This window comes from Enterococcus sp. AZ109 (assembly GCF_051714625.1).
In the GTDB taxonomy this organism is placed as follows: domain Bacteria; phylum Bacillota; class Bacilli; order Lactobacillales; family Enterococcaceae; genus Enterococcus_A.
Genome location: NZ_JBIOSF010000001.1, coordinates 2,387,269 through 2,403,591, shown reverse-complemented (window position 1 = coordinate 2,403,591; position 16,323 = coordinate 2,387,269). Strand labels below are relative to the sequence as shown.

The 16,323-nt window shown below is 40.9% G+C and carries 18 protein-coding genes; 4 read left to right on the top strand and 14 right to left on the bottom strand.

Annotated features, from left to right (window positions below; genetic code table 11):
* Positions 1-42: 42 nt before the first annotated feature.
* From IGI42_RS11605 to IGI42_RS11590, 4 genes are all read right to left on the bottom strand, one after another.
* Positions 43-402 (bottom strand): iron-sulfur cluster biosynthesis family protein, encoded by a 360-nt coding sequence (locus tag IGI42_RS11605; protein ID WP_438716002.1) that lies wholly within the window; start codon positions 400-402, stop codon positions 43-45.
* Positions 403-464: 62 nt separating this feature from the next.
* Positions 465-1,961 (bottom strand): phosphomannomutase/phosphoglucomutase, encoded by a 1,497-nt coding sequence (locus IGI42_RS11600; RefSeq protein WP_438716001.1) that lies wholly within the window; start codon positions 1,959-1,961, stop codon positions 465-467.
* 98 nt (positions 1,962-2,059) lie between these two features.
* Complete coding sequence (locus tag IGI42_RS11595; protein WP_438716000.1) at positions 2,060-4,480, bottom strand: HAD-IC family P-type ATPase; 2,421 nt, start codon at positions 4,478-4,480, stop codon at positions 2,060-2,062.
* A gap of 831 nt (positions 4,481-5,311) precedes the next feature.
* Positions 5,312-5,551, bottom strand: coding sequence for a hypothetical protein (locus IGI42_RS11590; protein ID WP_438715999.1), 240 nt, complete (start codon positions 5,549-5,551; stop codon positions 5,312-5,314).
* A 135-nt stretch (positions 5,552-5,686) separates the two neighbouring features.
* Between IGI42_RS11590 and IGI42_RS11585 the strand changes: the two genes are divergently transcribed.
* The 4 genes from IGI42_RS11585 (at position 5,687) to IGI42_RS11570 (ending at position 10,057) form a co-directional block, all read left to right on the top strand.
* Positions 5,687-6,949, top strand: coding sequence for a sensor histidine kinase (locus IGI42_RS11585; protein WP_438715998.1), 1,263 nt, complete (start codon positions 5,687-5,689; stop codon positions 6,947-6,949).
* A gap of 13 nt (positions 6,950-6,962) precedes the next feature.
* Entirely contained in the window at positions 6,963-7,700 is a 738-nt protein-coding gene (locus IGI42_RS11580; protein WP_438715997.1) for a LytR/AlgR family response regulator transcription factor, read from the top strand.
* 235 nt (positions 7,701-7,935) lie between these two features.
* The gene (locus tag IGI42_RS11575; protein ID WP_438715996.1) at positions 7,936-8,703 is read left to right on the top strand and encodes a DeoR/GlpR family DNA-binding transcription regulator; all 768 of its coding nucleotides are present in this window, start codon (positions 7,936-7,938) and stop codon (positions 8,701-8,703) included.
* A 37-nt stretch (positions 8,704-8,740) separates the two neighbouring features.
* The gene (locus IGI42_RS11570) at positions 8,741-10,057 is read left to right on the top strand and encodes a DUF1576 domain-containing protein (protein ID WP_438715995.1); all 1,317 of its coding nucleotides are present in this window, start codon (positions 8,741-8,743) and stop codon (positions 10,055-10,057) included.
* A 73-nt stretch (positions 10,058-10,130) separates the two neighbouring features.
* Here IGI42_RS11570 and IGI42_RS11565 read toward each other — a convergent pair whose 3' ends face one another.
* From IGI42_RS11565 to IGI42_RS11520, 10 genes are all read right to left on the bottom strand, one after another.
* Positions 10,131-10,730 carry a response regulator gene (locus IGI42_RS11565; RefSeq protein WP_438715994.1) on the bottom strand — a complete coding sequence of 200 codons (600 nt, stop codon included), beginning with the start codon at positions 10,728-10,730 and terminating at the stop codon, positions 10,131-10,133.
* Positions 10,723-11,835, bottom strand: a complete 1,113-nt coding sequence (locus tag IGI42_RS11560; protein ID WP_438715993.1) for a sensor histidine kinase — start codon at positions 11,833-11,835, stop codon at positions 10,723-10,725. Before IGI42_RS11560 ends, IGI42_RS11565 begins: the two co-directional genes overlap by 8 nt.
* Before the next feature lie 47 nt (positions 11,836-11,882).
* A complete protein-coding gene (locus tag IGI42_RS11555; protein WP_438715992.1) occupies positions 11,883-12,641 on the bottom strand; it encodes an ABC transporter permease in 759 nt (252 codons plus the stop codon).
* Positions 12,642-12,655: 14 nt separating this feature from the next.
* A complete protein-coding gene (locus IGI42_RS11550; protein ID WP_438715990.1) occupies positions 12,656-13,318 on the bottom strand; it encodes an ABC transporter ATP-binding protein in 663 nt (220 codons plus the stop codon).
* A 289-nt stretch (positions 13,319-13,607) separates the two neighbouring features.
* Positions 13,608-13,799 carry a hypothetical protein gene (locus tag IGI42_RS11545; RefSeq protein WP_438715989.1) on the bottom strand — a complete coding sequence of 64 codons (192 nt, stop codon included), beginning with the start codon at positions 13,797-13,799 and terminating at the stop codon, positions 13,608-13,610.
* A gap of 1 nt (position 13,800) precedes the next feature.
* Positions 13,801-13,956, bottom strand: a complete 156-nt coding sequence (locus IGI42_RS11540) for a hypothetical protein (protein ID WP_438715988.1) — start codon at positions 13,954-13,956, stop codon at positions 13,801-13,803.
* Positions 13,957-13,982: 26 nt separating this feature from the next.
* The gene (locus tag IGI42_RS11535; protein ID WP_438715987.1) at positions 13,983-14,114 is read right to left on the bottom strand and encodes a hypothetical protein; all 132 of its coding nucleotides are present in this window, start codon (positions 14,112-14,114) and stop codon (positions 13,983-13,985) included.
* A 1-nt stretch (position 14,115) separates the two neighbouring features.
* Entirely contained in the window at positions 14,116-14,385 is a 270-nt protein-coding gene (locus IGI42_RS11530) for a hypothetical protein (RefSeq protein ID WP_438715986.1), read from the bottom strand.
* A gap of 74 nt (positions 14,386-14,459) precedes the next feature.
* Positions 14,460-15,104, bottom strand: coding sequence for a TetR/AcrR family transcriptional regulator (locus tag IGI42_RS11525; protein WP_438715985.1), 645 nt, complete (start codon positions 15,102-15,104; stop codon positions 14,460-14,462).
* 394 nt (positions 15,105-15,498) lie between these two features.
* Positions 15,499-16,098, bottom strand: a complete 600-nt coding sequence (locus IGI42_RS11520) for a hypothetical protein (RefSeq protein ID WP_438717043.1) — start codon at positions 16,096-16,098, stop codon at positions 15,499-15,501.
* Positions 16,099-16,323: the final 225 nt, after the last annotated feature.

Here is a 16,323-nt window from a genome sequence, read left to right as displayed (position 1 = left end):
TACTATCAAAGATTTATTAAAAAAAGAAAAAAGACGTCAGAATTACGACGTCTTTTCTGTAAAATCAATAAATCCTAAATTATCGTCAATCACGCCGCCATCACCAGATAAGGTAAAGGAGCTTAAACGAGGATTCAAGGTAATCCGCATATTTTCCTGCAAATCTTCCTTAGAATACCCTTTGATCCAAAAATCCCCCGCATTAGTGGAGATCGTGTCATTGTAATCTTCTTTAGGCATAGTATCGCTAATGATATTAAGCGAAAATTGCGTCTGCATATGAATCATCGCATGTTGCGAATAAGGTCCTACACCATCTTCAAAGGTCAGCAATACCAGCTTATGATCACCTAAATGCTGAATAATGCGCTCTTTTGCTCCTTCATCTAAGGTAATTTTCATCAAAAAAACCTCCCTCCGGCATCATCATCAGCCGAAGGAGGAAAAAATGCAAGCTAGAACACTTACTTGATTTGTTGATCCAATTTCATCAAATTAATCCGGTCATCTTGGGCTAATAGCTCACGATAAATCGGCAATTGCTTTTGAATTTGATCCGGCAGATCATTTTCGATTTGCATTACCAATAGCGGCTCATGCAGACTCAATCGCAGCAGCATCCAGCCTTTGCCGTGAGGTTCCGTGATGGAGAAGCGCACTCCTTCATCATTTTCCGGATTCTCTGCAAAGCCGTCTTTAGTTGGTAAGGTCTGACGGAAGTTCTCGATCATTTTGCGTCCGGTTTCCTTATAGTCGTCCCCTGCGATCTCATAGCGAATTTCCAATGTTTCTACCGGCTGTTCCAATTCCGCCATCAAGTCAGTTAATTGACGACCTTCCTGCTGTAATCTCGGCAGAAGCATCAAAATCTTAGCAATCACGTAGGCACCGTCGTCTAAGAAATAGTTTTCCTTAAATGCCGCATGGCTGCTAGTTTCGATCGCTAACGGACAATGAACACCTTCTTCATTTAGTTCAATCGCCTTATTGATCACGTTACGGTACCCTGAGATGTAGCGATACTGTTTGCCGCCTTTTTCTTCGATAAAGCGTTTCAGATGATCTGATGTCGGTGAGTTCGTAACAATTGTACTACCTGGCTCTTCCGCTAAAACAATTGCCGCTAAAACAGCGATTAAATTGTTGCGGTTAATAATTTGTCCATCCGCTGAAACAATCGCTGAGCGGTCGACATCCGTATCGAAAATAACCCCTAAATCTGCTTGATTGTCCAGTACCGCTTTTTTGATGCTTGCCATAGCTTCCTTGTTGTCAGGATTTGGAATATGATTCGGAAAATTCCCATCTGCTTCTAAAAATTGTGAACCAGTTGTATCTGCCCCCAAAGCATCTAATACCTTGCTGGCAAAATAACCGCCGGCACCATTTCCAGCATCTACGACAATTTTCATCCCAGTTAAAGGTTGGTCATTATCAGAACCGATACCTTTTCTAATTTTTGCTACCATGTCAGCCGCATAAGCCGAAATTAAATCAGCCTTTTTCACACTTCCTTCTGCAACCGGCTGTGGATCAGTATGCGCCAAAATATAAGCAATATCGGTTTTTTCAGCTCCACCCGTTTTACTGAAAATTTTGATGCCATTAAAATAGTAAGGCAAATGACTCGCTGTCAGCATAATTCCAGCATCACAATCAAATTCTTCAAATTGTGTCGCCATAAACAAAGCTGGTGTCGTCGCCAACTCAAAATCTAGCACCTGCACACCTGCTGCTTGGAACGTATCGATCATCACTTGTTTTAACTCCGGACCTGTCAGGCGTCCATCGAAGCCTAAGCCAATCGTAAATGGTTTAGCAATCCCTTTATCATCCAACCAGTTCATGATACCGTTTGCAATTAAAACTGCCTCTGTGGCACCTAGATTTTTTGTTTTACCTTCTGCAGAAATGGCAATCCCGCGAATATCTGAACCGTTTTGCAATGTTGCTAGTGTCATTAAATTGCCTCCTTTAATTACTTTTAGTCTATTATACCAAAAAACACAGAAAAGAAAGCCTTTTCCGTGTTTTTTCTCGATTTGTTTTGAATTTCCTACTAAATTACCCGCGAACGACGTTTTTTCCTCCTCTGTTCCTGCCAGTGCACCCTCAATCCGACTAATTTATTCATCAATACTGTCATCCCTTTAAACAGCCAGTAAACGCCCAAAGCCAAAGGTATTACAGAGAATAGGTAGCGATTATATAGGATCGCAAAATCAAAGAACTTTCGGAAGACTAAGAAACAACTTAAATAGATCGTCGCAAGAACGGCAATCAAGGCGATTTTCTTTTTATCCAGCGGAAATGATACTAGGTACAAAACCAGCAAGCCTACACAACCGGTTAAAAAGACCGACATCGTGGACGTAGCACTAAAAGGTAACTGGAACAAATGACCTGCTAACTGAATCAAGAGTACTGCCGATACAACCGTCACTGCACCAGGTACTGACACTCGCAAGATATTATTCAAAAAGTCCCCTTTAATTCGCTCATAACTCGGCTTCAAAGCTAAAAAGAAAGAAGGAATTCCAACAGTTAGCGCATTAATTGGTGTCAACTGAATTGGTGCAAAAGGATAGGGACTTGCGATAAACATAAAGATAACCGCCAAGATTAACGAATAGATCGTTTTGACCAAATACATGGATGCCACTCGTTCAATATTATTGATTACGCGCCGCCCTTCATTTAAAACATCCCTCATCCGTTGAAAATCCGATTCCAACAAAATAACGTCTGCTGCTGCTCTTGCAGCACTGCTGCCGTTCGCCATAGCTACCCCGATATCTGCTTGACGCAATGCCAACACATCATTTACGCCATCACCCGTCATACAAACCGTATGATCCTCGTCTTGTAAGGCTTGGATCAATCGCTGCTTTTGATAGGGTGAAACGCGACCGAAAACAGTATTGGTTTTCGCCAAAACACGGTAATTAGTCCAATCATCTACTTCAGACATATCGACATAATGTTCCGCCAGTTGGATCCCTGCACTTTGAGCAATTTTTGATACGGTTAAAGGATGGTCCCCAGAAATCACTTTCATTTGAACATCTTGCTGGGCAAAGTAGCCAAACGTTTCTCGCGCATTTTCTCTCAAATTGTCCGAAATAATTAAAGTCGCTAACAAATCCGGTTCCTTTTCAAAGGTTTCACTGAGCAGCTCAGGGTAAGCAGCAAGTACCAGCACACGATATCCTTGCTCCATATAGGGCTGAACTTTTTTTTGGAATTCTGCCGGCACCGTTGAGAAAATAAATTCCGGTGCCCCAAACACGTAACTACCTTCCCCTTCAAACGTGACACCACTCCATTTTCGGGCTGAAGAAAAAGGGATTATTTTCTCTGCTTGCCACTCATTTTTTGCTTGGAAAGCTTTTCTTAGCGCTTGGGCAGTCGCATTGTCATCCGTCAGATTTTTCATCAGCGCAGCCATGATTACATCAAATCGTTCTTGCGTCACCTGCTCCAATAGGCTTTCTTCAAAACGTAACGTCCCATCGGTAATTGTCCCAGTTTTATCTAAACAAATAATGTCTACTCGAGCTAACGTTTCAATCGAAGGCAATGCTTGAACCAGTACCTTTTTTCTAGCCAAATTGGCTGCACCTACTGCAAAGGCAACGCTCGTTAACAGCATCAAGCCTTCAGGAATCATGCTGACTAGCGCTGCTACGGTTCCTAAAACAGCCTGCCGAATTGAAGCAGATGTCTGGTACTGCGTATACAACATCATCAGACCTACAGGTACAATAATAACGGTTAGCACTGTGATCATTCGGTTTAATACCTTTGTCAGTTGAGAGGAGTTACCGTTCTTGCTTTTAGCCTCACTGGACAACCGCTGAGCAAAATTATCATCTCCAACAGCAGTTGCTCGGTAAAACCCTTGACCCGCAGTAATAAAGCTACCACTATACAAGCGGTCCTCTGAATATTTGAGAATGCGATCCGCCTCGCCGGTTAATAAGGATTCATCTACTTCAATCCCCTCTCCTGCAAGGATTTGACCATCTACCGGAACCTGATCGCCATTCTTCAAAAACAATACATCATCTAAAACTATTGCCTCTTGATCTATTCGTTGCAACTTACCCTCTCGCAAAACAGTCACCTGATCCTTTGCTAAAACAGAGAGCTTGTCAATTGTATGTTTTGCTCGCAGCTCCTGAAATACCCCGATCAAGGTATTAATGATAACCACACCAAAAAAGAGTGTATTTTTCGGTGATCCCACCAATAAGACAAAAAGTGCCAACACCAAGTTCAGCAAATTAAAAACATTAATCGTATTTTCTTTAATGATTTGACCGTCTGATTTTAACAAGTCATCTTCCGTTTGGTTCACTTGCCCCTTGGCGGTTCGATCTGAGACTTCCAGTTCACTCAAGCCGTGAAGCTCTTGAGGAATATTCACTAATTTAATAGCTCCTCCTTGATTGAATGCAGCTTGCTTTGTTTTCTTCACGCGACTCACCTCTACTGTCATCTTACCACGGAAGAAATTTTCTAGCGTATCTGCGGCTTTTATATAAAATACGAAAAAACGCCCAAGCATATTTCAGCTTAGACGCTTTATTCTGTCAGTTAGGAAGACTAGTTATTCTACATAGATGTTTCATAACTAATTTAGGAGGCAAAGAAGTAAACATTTACATCAAACACTCCTGGGGATAATTTTGTTCGTTTGAATAGTTTGAATGTCATTATACGAATCTGGGGAAGTTGTTCTATTATAATGAGAGCGCCAAACACTGACTATGCCCATTAGTAAATGTTTCTATACCATTGCCTCCTAATTACTGTAATTATAAAATAATTTTTTTAAATAATATCATTCTTATCAAAATTGGCCCTTTTTTAATCAAAATCATCTTTTTGGAAACTATAAAAAGCCCTTCCTTAGCACTAAATCCGCTTCACATGAAGGAATGTCAAAAAAAGAAAACTTACTTAACTTTCTCAAAATATCGTTTTACACAAATTGTTTTATGTTTCATAATATAGGAAAAAAGCGACTTGCTATGAATTTGGTGATTTCTATATATTCTTACTAAGTCTGGAAACAGCCAATGGGGGCGTTTCATTTCTTAGGAAGAAACCAGCATTATATTGGAATGCTACCTAAGACATGTATTAACGTTTCGTTTATAGTTGAAGAGTAAATACTATAATCATACACACAAAAGAAGAGGATTTGCTAACAATTCCTCTTCTTTCGTGTGTATGATTTTCATTTCGATTTGAAAAATACTCATAATTGACCTATGCTATAATTGTCTTGATAAGTCTATCTAGTTTATTGGTAATACCCGATGTAGTAACCTTGTTTTTCTTTATACTCGTAGTATATACGTGTCCTACCGTTAAATGTTTTTGGTGGAACTGATGGAAAAATGTAACTATATAATGCTCTGGGTGACACACTATTATCCTGAATAGTTGGCAAACTTTCATATGAACTTGAAGAAGAAGCTTCACCAACAACAGGGAAAACAAACGATACTAACAACAATATAGATAAAATAATTTTTTTCATAACACTACCCCCTTAAAAGTTAGTGTATTCATCTAGATAATCAAAAAAAAGAAAACATCAAAATCGACCTATTTTTGATCATAATCGACCTTTAGATTAATTCAAAATATAAATATAGAAAGAGAGATCATTAAAATGTTTGGAAATATGCTATTCGTATTAGACACCCTCCCACTGCTGATATCTATATATGTATTCAAATCTAAGCGTACTTTTATGGATGTCACAATTGTTACTATATGTAGCTTGCTCATTAGAACTATTCCCTTAATTTCTAGCGGAACTTTAAAAATTATCCTCCTTTTTATTATCGTCTTTATATCATTCTACTTTTCAGAGAAACAACCCTTATTAGCAGGTATATATAGTTCCCTCATTTTTTTAAATGATAATTTCTCTCTATTTATTTCGGAAAATATTTATAAAATTAATCCTAACACTATAATCGTATCTTTTGTTATTGTTAGACTAATACTATTGACAATTTCAATTACACTCGTATTATTAGAAAAAAAATTCTTAGCATTCGTGAAAAAAAGAATAGCCATACTAAATATTCCTATATTAACAATTTGTTTGATCCTATTTTTTGAGTTAGTAAAGAATGAATATTTGATAGAACTTACTATTCCTAATAAAGGCAGTGTTATTACAAAACTATTTGGCGATATCTTACTTGCTCTATTCCTCTTTCTAGCTATCATCGTTGTACTAGCCCAACGCAGCGAAGCGATGCGTTTAGAATCAGAAAGTAAAAAAGCGATCTATGAAAATCAGCTGACTTATTTGAAAGCCATTGAGAAGAATGCTGAGGAAGTTCGGAAATTCAAACATGATTATCAAAATATTTTGTTAAGTATGGACAGTTACTTCCATGATGATAAATACGATGAGCTGAAAAATTATTATTACACTCAAATAAAGGGCAGCTCTGAAAGCTTAACTACCGTAAATACTCAGCTTAACAAGCTTATGCGAATTCAAAGTATGGCGTTGCGTAGTATTTTTTATGTAAAATTGAGTATAATTGATAGTGAGAGAGTGAATCTTACTTTAGAGATCGACAAAAGCTTCTACGTAGAGGAAAAAGATGAAATGCCATTAGTTCGCTCACTAGGTATTATTTTAGATAATGCGGTTGATGCCCTCACTGAACTGGAGGAGGGAGAAATTCAAGTTGCTCTTATTGAGAACGAAGGAAGTAACGTGATTATTGTCAAAAATAGCTGTGCTGAAAGCTTACCACCATTATATCAATTAGAAGAAAAAGGTTTTTCTACTAAAGGAGTAGATCGGGGAATCGGCTTAAGTAATCTACAGGAAATAATTGAGGAAACAGACTTTTTGTTGGAGACTGAAATAGTTGATAATTACTTTATTCAAAAAATTATCTTTTAAGGGGACATTGGTTATGATGAAGGTTTTTATTTGTGAAGATGAAGCACCATTGCGAGAGCTTTACCGAATACATATCCACAAGAAGATTATGATCAACGAGTTGGATGCTATAATTGCATTATCTACAGATAAACCAATGTATATTTTGGATTATCTAAAACAAAATCGAGATACTACTGGTATTTATTTTTTAGATATTGATCTAGGGAACGAAATGGATGGCCTGACCTTAGCTAAAGAAATTCGAAAATATGATACGTTAGGGAAAATTATCTTTATCACCACTCACGATGAGATGGTTCCACTAACCTTCAAATATAAGGTAGAAGCCTTAGATTTCATTGTGAAAGATAGTGTCGAATCGGTACAAAATGCAATTACTGAATGCTTAGACACCGTTTTTGCTAAGCAGATGATCCAACCTGAAAAAAGACAACAGTATTTGATCAGAGCAGGTAAAAGTGAACGTTATGTGAATTACAAGGATATTCTATTTTTCGAGACCTCACCTAAGCCGCATGTTTTGAATGTCTATACCGCTACTGGTCGTATCTCCTTTTATGGTGCGATTAAAGAAACCGCTGATTTAGGTGACAACTTTGAACGGGTACATAAATCTTATGTAGTAAACTTAGATAATGTCCGCTCCATTGATAAAGAGGAGCTGGAGCTCACTATGATCAATGGACAACGTTGTGCGGTTTCTCGCAAAAAATTAAAACTAGTACGAGACTACATGAATAAAAAATAATACGTAAAGCCATTCTTCCCGAGAATGGCTTTTTATTGTCTATCACGTGAATTTCCTAATTGCTATTAAACAAATTCGAGCAAGATCCAAACAGCAAAAAATCATAAAAACCACTTTTTATGATTTTATTGCACTTTATATGTTTTTTTGAGCTATTTAGCTATTTTTTCGTGTATAATACAATCATATAAAGCGGTTTCCAATTTGTGACGCCGTGAGAAAGCAGGAACGATCCATGAAAAATTCGATTGCGGCCATTGATCGGCGGCACGCTGATATTTTAGAGGTATTAAAAGAAAAGCAGCATTTGACGACGCAGGAACTAGCTGAGGTCCTCAACGTGTCCCTAAGTACGATTCGCCGGGATTTGCATTTATTGGAAGAAAAAAATGATATTGTTCGTAAATATGGCTATTGCACCCTCAATTATGCGGACTGTGAAGAGGTAGACCCATCTGGTTCGGAACACCTGAAAAAAGCGATTGCCCGAGAAGCGGGGCAATTCGTCCATGATTGCGACACGCTCTTTATCAATGCCAGCTCGACTGCGTTGAAGACGGTGAATTATATGAATGCCGAACATGTGACCATTGTCACCAATAATCTGGAAATCAACCACCTACCGCAAAATGCCCAGTACAATTACCTGTTAACGGGTGGCGAGATGCGTTTTCCTAAGGAGGCGTTAGTGGGGGACATTGCGTTGAACACGATCGCTGCCATCAATGCGGACACCTGCATCATGGGCTGCAGCGGAGTGAGCTTAGCCAGCGGCGTCACCACTGAGATTATTAATGAAGGAAAAATCAATGCCTTGATGCTTGATCACACCCTTAAACGGAAAATTTTAGTGGCGGATCATCGGAAAATCGGGGTGACTTCGAAATGTAAAGTTGCTGATATCTCGGCCTTTGACTATTTAATTACGGATCAATTTGCTTCGGCGGAAGTTATTAAGGAAATTCGTAAGCTTGGGGTAAAGGTCATTCAAATTGATTCATAATAGAAAGGAAGAAATTAGACTGAAGAAAAATGAACTCGTGCTATCACAAGAATTGATTTTTAACTTTCTACTATTATATGGGTTGCTGCTGACGATTGTTCCAATTGTCGTCTATCCAACCAGCTCGGTCATTGACGGGATGTTCCGTATTTTAAGCTCTCCCAGCAATTTGATCAGCGACTATGTTGAACTGGCTGGACCGGGGGCGGCTTTTGCCAACAGCGGTCTGATGACGCTGCTTAGTTTGTTTATTTTACGAAAATACCGTCACTCCTTTAATCCATTAACGATTTCGGTAATTATGCTGCTTTCCGGCTTTTCCTTTTTCGGGAAAAATCTGGCAAATTCGGCACCGATTTTGCTAGGTAGTCTTTTGTACCTGCATCATAAACCGGCTACGCGACAAGAATCGCTGGTTATGGGCTTATTGAGCACCTGTATATCTCCGATGGTTAGTGTCATTTACACAGCACCTAGTAATGTTCCGCTGCAAAACAAAGTGATTGCTGTCTTGGCTGGTTTGGTGATCGGCTATATCAGTATTCCGGTTTTCCATTATTTAAAGGCCCACACGAAGGAAATGAACCTCTACAACATGGGCTTTTCCGCCGGCTGTATCGGTTTAGTGGGGAATTTTGCCACTCGTAATTTATTACATATCCGCGTTATGCCTCATCGGCTGAATGCGGCCCACAGTCTGGCACTGTTTGTTTTCTTACTGATTCTTTTCACTGCGCCGATGGCCTATTCACTTATTCGAATAACCTTTGAAAAAACGCTCCATAAAGGAACGCGGCTGAGTCTCTTAAAGCTGATTCGTTTTTCCTTGTACGGTTTGATGGGCCTGGCGGTACCCTTGATTTTGCAGGTTCCGCTAAACGGACTGTTGGTGGGTACGATTTTAACCTTCGCTGGCTTTAGTATGTACGGCTTCAATTTCCGTTACTATTTCTTTCCAGCGTGCGGGGTGCTGGTGGCCTCTTGGTTCTTTTTCCAGGATGTTACGTCAACTACCACCATCGTTATCCTGTTCTTTGCCAGTACCTTAGCCCCTTTTGCCAGAAAATATGGTTTAATATCGGGGATTTTATCAGGGGTGGTGTATACGGTGATTTCGCGTAATGCCCATGTACTGACGGCAGGAGTCAACCTTTACAACTGCGGCTTTTCCGGCGGCGTGACGGTTCTGCTGCTGGATATGCTGCGCTACTTGATTTTCCAATACCCGCTGCTGAACAAAATCTTTAACGCGGCTTACAGTAAGCTGATTCAAATTGAGCAAAAAATACTGTGTCAACTAATTGCGTTGCTGGACCGGTTAAAACGGCGAGTATTTCCCCTGAACTACGAATAAACGTCTGGAGGATCAGTTTTGATCTTCCAGACGTTTTTGCTTGTGACAGTAGAAGTTTTTTGCCAAGCTTTTGTTACAGCCAGCCGTTTTCCTTTGCTTTGGACGCAGCATCGATGCGATTTTTGGCACCTAGTTTGCTGATTATTTCCGAGATATAATTGCGAATGGTGCCATCGGTTAAGTAAAGCTGGGCAGAAATGTCCTTTGAAGTGGCTCCGGTGGCAATCAGAGTTAAAATTTCCTGTTCCTTGGGGGTCAAAGGATTGCGCTGATTGTTCATGTAGCCAGTAATTAAGGAAGGTTCGTAGTATACTTTTCCCTCCATGGCTGCGCGGATGTGCTGAATCAGCTCCTCGCTGGGAGTATCCTTCAACAAATAGGCCGATACCTTCGCGTTGACTGCTTTTTCAAAGTACCCATCGCGGGCAAAGGTGGTCAGAATAATGACCTTGATAGGACTGTCCTTTAAGTCTTCCGCTAACTCCAAGCCGGTTTTGTGGGGCATTTCGATATCCGTCAGCAGGATATCCGGCTGCAGCTGCTTCACCATGGCAGTCGCTTCGGCCCCGTCCTTGGCCGTCCCCACCACTTCTAAGTCATCCTCTAAATTCAAAATCATGGCTAAGGCTGATGACAGCAGGCCTTGATCTTCAGCTATCAGTAATTTAATCATTCAATGCCTCCTCCAAAGGAACTGCAATGGAAAGCTTAGTTCCACGTTCGTCTTGTATTAAGATGGTCCCTTTGAGCATTTTCACTCGTTCCTTCATACCAGTAAGACCGTTTCCCGCAATCAGCTCCTTGGCACCGATGCCGTTGTCCTTAATCGAAAGCTTCAGCCAGCCGGCCTCCATGGAAAAATCAATCCTGCAAAAAGTAGCCTTACTGTGGCGGATGATGTTGGTGATGGCTTCCCGTAAAACATTGCTGAGTTCATTTTGCTGATCGGCGGACAGGTTATTAGCCAGTTCTTCATTTTCCGTCGTTAAAATGATCTTCGCTGATGTTAGAGCTTGGTTCATGTCGTTCAGCTCTTCGCGAATCGAACGCTTGCGCATATCGGAAACAATTTCCCGCACGGTTTTTAGGGTAGCACGAGAAAGCTGTTCCACCTCCTGCAACTCAGCGGCAACGACTTCTGGTTTTTTGGCTAAAATCTTTTGGGCCAAATCCAGCTTGAGGGTCATTACTGACAAGGATTGACCTAACGAGTCGTGCAATTCTCGGGCAATTCGGTTGCGTTCTTCCCCCTTGATGATAGCTTCCATCCGCAGGTTTGACTGATACAATTGCCTGCGCTGCTCCATTGATCGTTGAAACTCGCGGCCTGGCAGCGGTGCGATAATGGTAAACAGCGCAAAGGGAGCATCCATTGACAACTGATTGCTGCCAAAGGCCGGATCAGTGAGTGGTCCGAAAATCAATCCTAGAAGGATGATAAGCAATTGTCCAAAGAACAACAGCCAGAAGGTGGATTTTTTCATCTTGGGAAAGCCAAAGCCCAGCTGCCAGGAAGGAAACATGAACAAGTAAATGTACCCCAGCCCTAAGGCATAAAAGGCGGCGATCATGTATTGGCCAATTAACCAGTAGACAAAATATTTTCCTTGAAACAAGGTATTCCGGTAAAACCAGCAAAACAGCAGCAGGATAATCACCGAAAATTGTTTTTCAAAGGTATCAAAAGGAATCATGGAAAGAAAGGGAATTAATAGAAACAGCATCCAGATCATGGAGTAAAAATTTTCTCCCTTGGGAAATAAGCGAAATTTAGTCATGGGCTTTCCTTTCTATGAGACTCTTATCTAGGATGATACCATACCGGCTATACCTTTTTGCGGTTAAATACTAAGCAAGCAACTAAGAAGAAGCCTAAAATATACACTATATTTCCGATTAACAGCTGATTGGTGGCTAATTGGGTCAGCTTTTCCATGCCTTGATTGTTGATTTGATTGCTTAAATTCAGCATGTTCAAAGGGTTCCAACGCAGCCAGCTGAAGCGATCCACCACCATAAACTGCATACCTGCCAGCATGGATGAAAGAAAATAAGTCACGATGCCCAGCATGCTGGCCAAGGATTCGTTGGTGACAATTAGCGAAATCATCAGGGAAAGACTGGCAAATAGCCACATTCCTGCGAAGTTCCCTAGCAAGTTGGTAAACAAGGTACGGAGCAGATCCGTTTGCTCAAAAGAGACTTCGGGAAAAAGAATCATGCTGAGACAAATGGTGACTGTGATGGCTACCGCATTCAGATAAATTGAATAGCCCACTAGAGTGATGAGTTTGCTGAAGAAAATCGTCCGACGCTGCTGATTTTTTTGCAGCAGGTTCTTAATGGTGCCAAAGCGAAATTCCATGGAGAAGGTTTGGCTGGCTAGATAGACCATGAAGAACACGATCAGCCAGCTGCTGTTGAAGCAAGTTAGTACCAGTTTATCTGCCGACAACATGTCAAAATTGCCAAACTTGGTGACACAGGCAAAGCTGATAATCATAAAGCTTAAGATCAGGGTTTGCTTTAGAATAATTTGCTGCTTGGTTAATTTGAATAGTTCCTGTTTGACTGCGTTTTTCATTTTCATCATTCTCCTTAGGCTAATTTGGCTAATAAGTCATCTTCAAAGTTTTCCAATAATTCCGGGTGCTCCACGTTTTCCACCAGTTTTCCAGCCTTCAGCAGGATGACCCGATCTACTAATTGTTCCAGCTCGCTGAGGATGTGGCTGGAGATTAGGAAGGCTGTTCCAGCTTCTTTGTAAGTCAAAATGGCTTTCTTCAACAGTTTGACGGAGTAAGGATCTAAGCCGTTCATGGGCTCATCCAAAATCACTACTTGCGGCCGATTCAGTAAAGCTAAGGCAATTCCCAGCCGCTGCTTCATTCCCAGCGAATAATCTTTGGTCTTTTTGTTGATAAACTCGTGCATGTCCAGCAGGGTAATCAAGCGGTCGAGTTCCCCTTTTATTTGCTGGTTCTCTGAAAATAGCTGCAGATGGTCCCAGCCGGATAGGAAGGGATAAAGTCCTGGCTGCTCGATCAGAGCTTCCATTGCGGTCTCCTTTGCTTGCTGGATTTCGCCTTTGCTGACTGGAATAAAACCGATCATGGCTTTCATTAGCGTCGTTTTTCCGGCGCCATTTGGTCCCACCAATCCTACCACTTCACCTTTTGCTAAGTGGCAATCGATTGCCTTCAAGGCTGTTTTTCGTTTAAAGGTGACACTTATATTTTTTACGTTGACTAGATTTTCCATTTTCGCTCCCTCGCTTCTTGTTTATAGACTTAGTTTAGCGAAATTGGGGTGAGGAATTAAGAAGGATACGTCATGACTTTGTATGACATTTGTCATGAGAAAGGCTTCGCAAACTCGCTCAGCTTTGGAGCATTAAGACTAAAATTGAGATAAACTTCCCCTCAAGTTTCTCTCAATTTTTGCTTAATGCCGACAAAGCTAGTTTGGGAAGCCAGACATCCTTGCTGTTAGGTAAATACAAAACGAGGACTCAAGATTTGATTGTCTTGGGTCCTCGCTGGTTGCTATTCTAAAATCTGATCCATTCGCTGAAGCTGTTTTCTTCGAAGTTGATTCGTTCGTCATCGTCTTCGTCTGGTGTTTCTTTAAGGTAAGTCTGGACCGTTGTCTTTACGGCTTCTTCATTGATGGTGCGTTCCACTACTTGGGATACCATTCCTAGACTTATTACTGCTGCAATTGCGATTACGACTTTTTTCATTTTAGTTTCCCCCATTTTCTGTATTTTCGTCGGCTGGTGTTTTGAAGGTGCTGGTTACCGCTTCTTTTACGGCTTCCTTGTCCATGTTGTGTTCGACTACCTGCGATACTGTTCCTAAACTTACGACTGCGATCATTGCTATGATGATTTTTTTCATTTTAATTTCCTCCATTTTTTGGGTTTTTATTTTTCGTCTGCGGGTATTTTGCCTAAGTGTTTGATTACAAAATCTTTTACGGCGTCTTCGTCGATTAAAGCTTCAACGATTTGTGATACGATTCCTAATGCTACGATTACTGCGATAATTGTCATCATTTTATTTTCCTCCTAGTCTGTTTACAAGGGACATACGGGCAACTCTTTCGGCTAATAGGTCAAAAAATTGCGTTAAAATATTTCTGCATATTCGGCTATCAAGACCTGTCTCCCAGGCGATTGTGGCAGCCATTTCGTCTAAATTGTTGCGTCGGGCTTTCTTTAGGTGCTTTTCGGCGTATTTCTCGTAGGCGTTCATAACTGCTTCGCAGGTTTCTAGTTGTTCGCCGCTGCGTTGGGCTAACGCTTTGATCGTTTGTTGATGATTCATTTAAAGTTCCTCCTATATAGACCGACCGTCAGTCTATTTTGCTTTATTTTTTAAACTCAACCGCGTGATTGAGCTTAACTGGTGAAAATTTGTAAAAACTGGTGCGTGACTGTTTGCTTATCGAACTTAGCTTCGTCAATTCCTAGGATGCGAAAGATGAATTCCACAAAGGAGAAAAGCTTGCGTTGGATAGCTTCGGGATCTTCGCCGATTACCCGTTCATCAGATAATGATTGAATGCCGGCGATTAAAAATTGAATACTTTCTAGTGGGTACTCCACTGAACACTCCCCTTGCTGCCTGCCTTCTTCAATGATTTCAGCTAAGACTGGGCAAACATGCTGCAGGGTTCCTTCTAATGCTCGCTGCTTCATCAGGGCGTTCTCAGTATGCTGAAACTGTTCCAGCAGGTCGCTTTTTTGTTCGTTGTCGGCAGCTGACTGGCGTTTCAAGAATAAAAGGATTTTGTCTAGGCTGCTGATGTCTGTTTTTTGTACTTCTTGGGCAATCAGGCGATCTTTTTCGACGACTCGCATAATGATTGCATCCATGACTTCTTCTTTGGATTTGAAGTAGTGATAAAAGGTTCCTTTGGCGATGCCGATTTGCTTCAGGATGTCGTTGATGGTGGCTTTTTCGTATCCTTTAGCTAAAAAAAGCTGCTGGGCAGTATCAATGATTTCCGTTCGGCGGGTCTCGTGTTCTTTGACTATTCTCATGATTCACCTTCTCTTGACCGACCACTGGTCTGTTTATGTTTATACTATACCGCCGGTCGGTCGGTTTGTCAACAGTTTTTGTAAAACTTTTTTTATTGTCTGATAAAATGGCGGAAATTCATGCTATCATCTAAGCGAAGGAAGGACTGAGCCCGACCTCGCAAAATGATTTGCTAACTACGCTTCTTGTGTTTTGGCTGGTATAACTTTGTGAGGAAGTCATACACCCGGATCACTCCAACAAGAATTGTAATAGCAGCTAAGAGTTCCAATATAGCATCTCCCTTGACTGTCTTGACTACGTGCCTCTCGACAGTTAAGGGTATTTTTTTGAAGAAAAGACCAAAAAAGGTTCAAGAAGATGAGATCACTACTCTTTCTTCTTGAACCTTTTCTACATAAACGTACGCAAGATCGAAACAACATACCTCAATAAACGAATGATGATAAAGAGAATAAAGATATTACCAAAGATAAAGCTGAAAAGATTGCCGATGCCGGCTTTGATATTGCCTAGGCTGAAGCGGCGCAAAAAGCGAGGCATACTGCTGTAACCATTGCGTTTCAAGCGGAACTTTTCTTCATATGTAATATCCAGCATGTCGTAGTAGATAATTTGAAACGGCTGTTTGGCAAAGAAGGTTTTCTCGAAGCCTACCATCATCGTGTACTGCTTATTGTTAGAAGGCAAGTTGCGGACATCATTTTTGTTAATCCGCACTTTTTCTTCACCGTTCTCCTTCACGTTGTAGCTGTACTCGTCTTCTTCCAGCTGGTCAATCTGGGCATTTGGTTGATTGGCCTGTAAAAATTCACTGTATAGCTCGTCAAATTTTCCCCGCTGACCAAATAAAAAGACCAAGACAGCAATCAGTGCCAAAATCATCAAGCCATTTAGCAGCATGTGCTCCTGCATAAAAGCGGTGTAGGCGCCGATAATGACTAAGGCCACCATAACCATGATGATTCGTTTATTGTAATACTTCTGGTACATGATCTCGATGGTGCGCTTGTAGTAATCAAAATCATGGGTTACAAAATCTTCCAATTAGGACTCCTCCTCATTAAGAATGGCTTCGCAAACTCGCTCAGCTTTGGAGCATTAAGACTGAAATTGGGATAAACTGCTCCTCAAGTTTCTCCCAATTTTCGCTTAATGCCAACAAAGTTAGTTTGGGAAGCCGGACAACAAAATTGTTGTAAGTCACTTGCTAGTTGT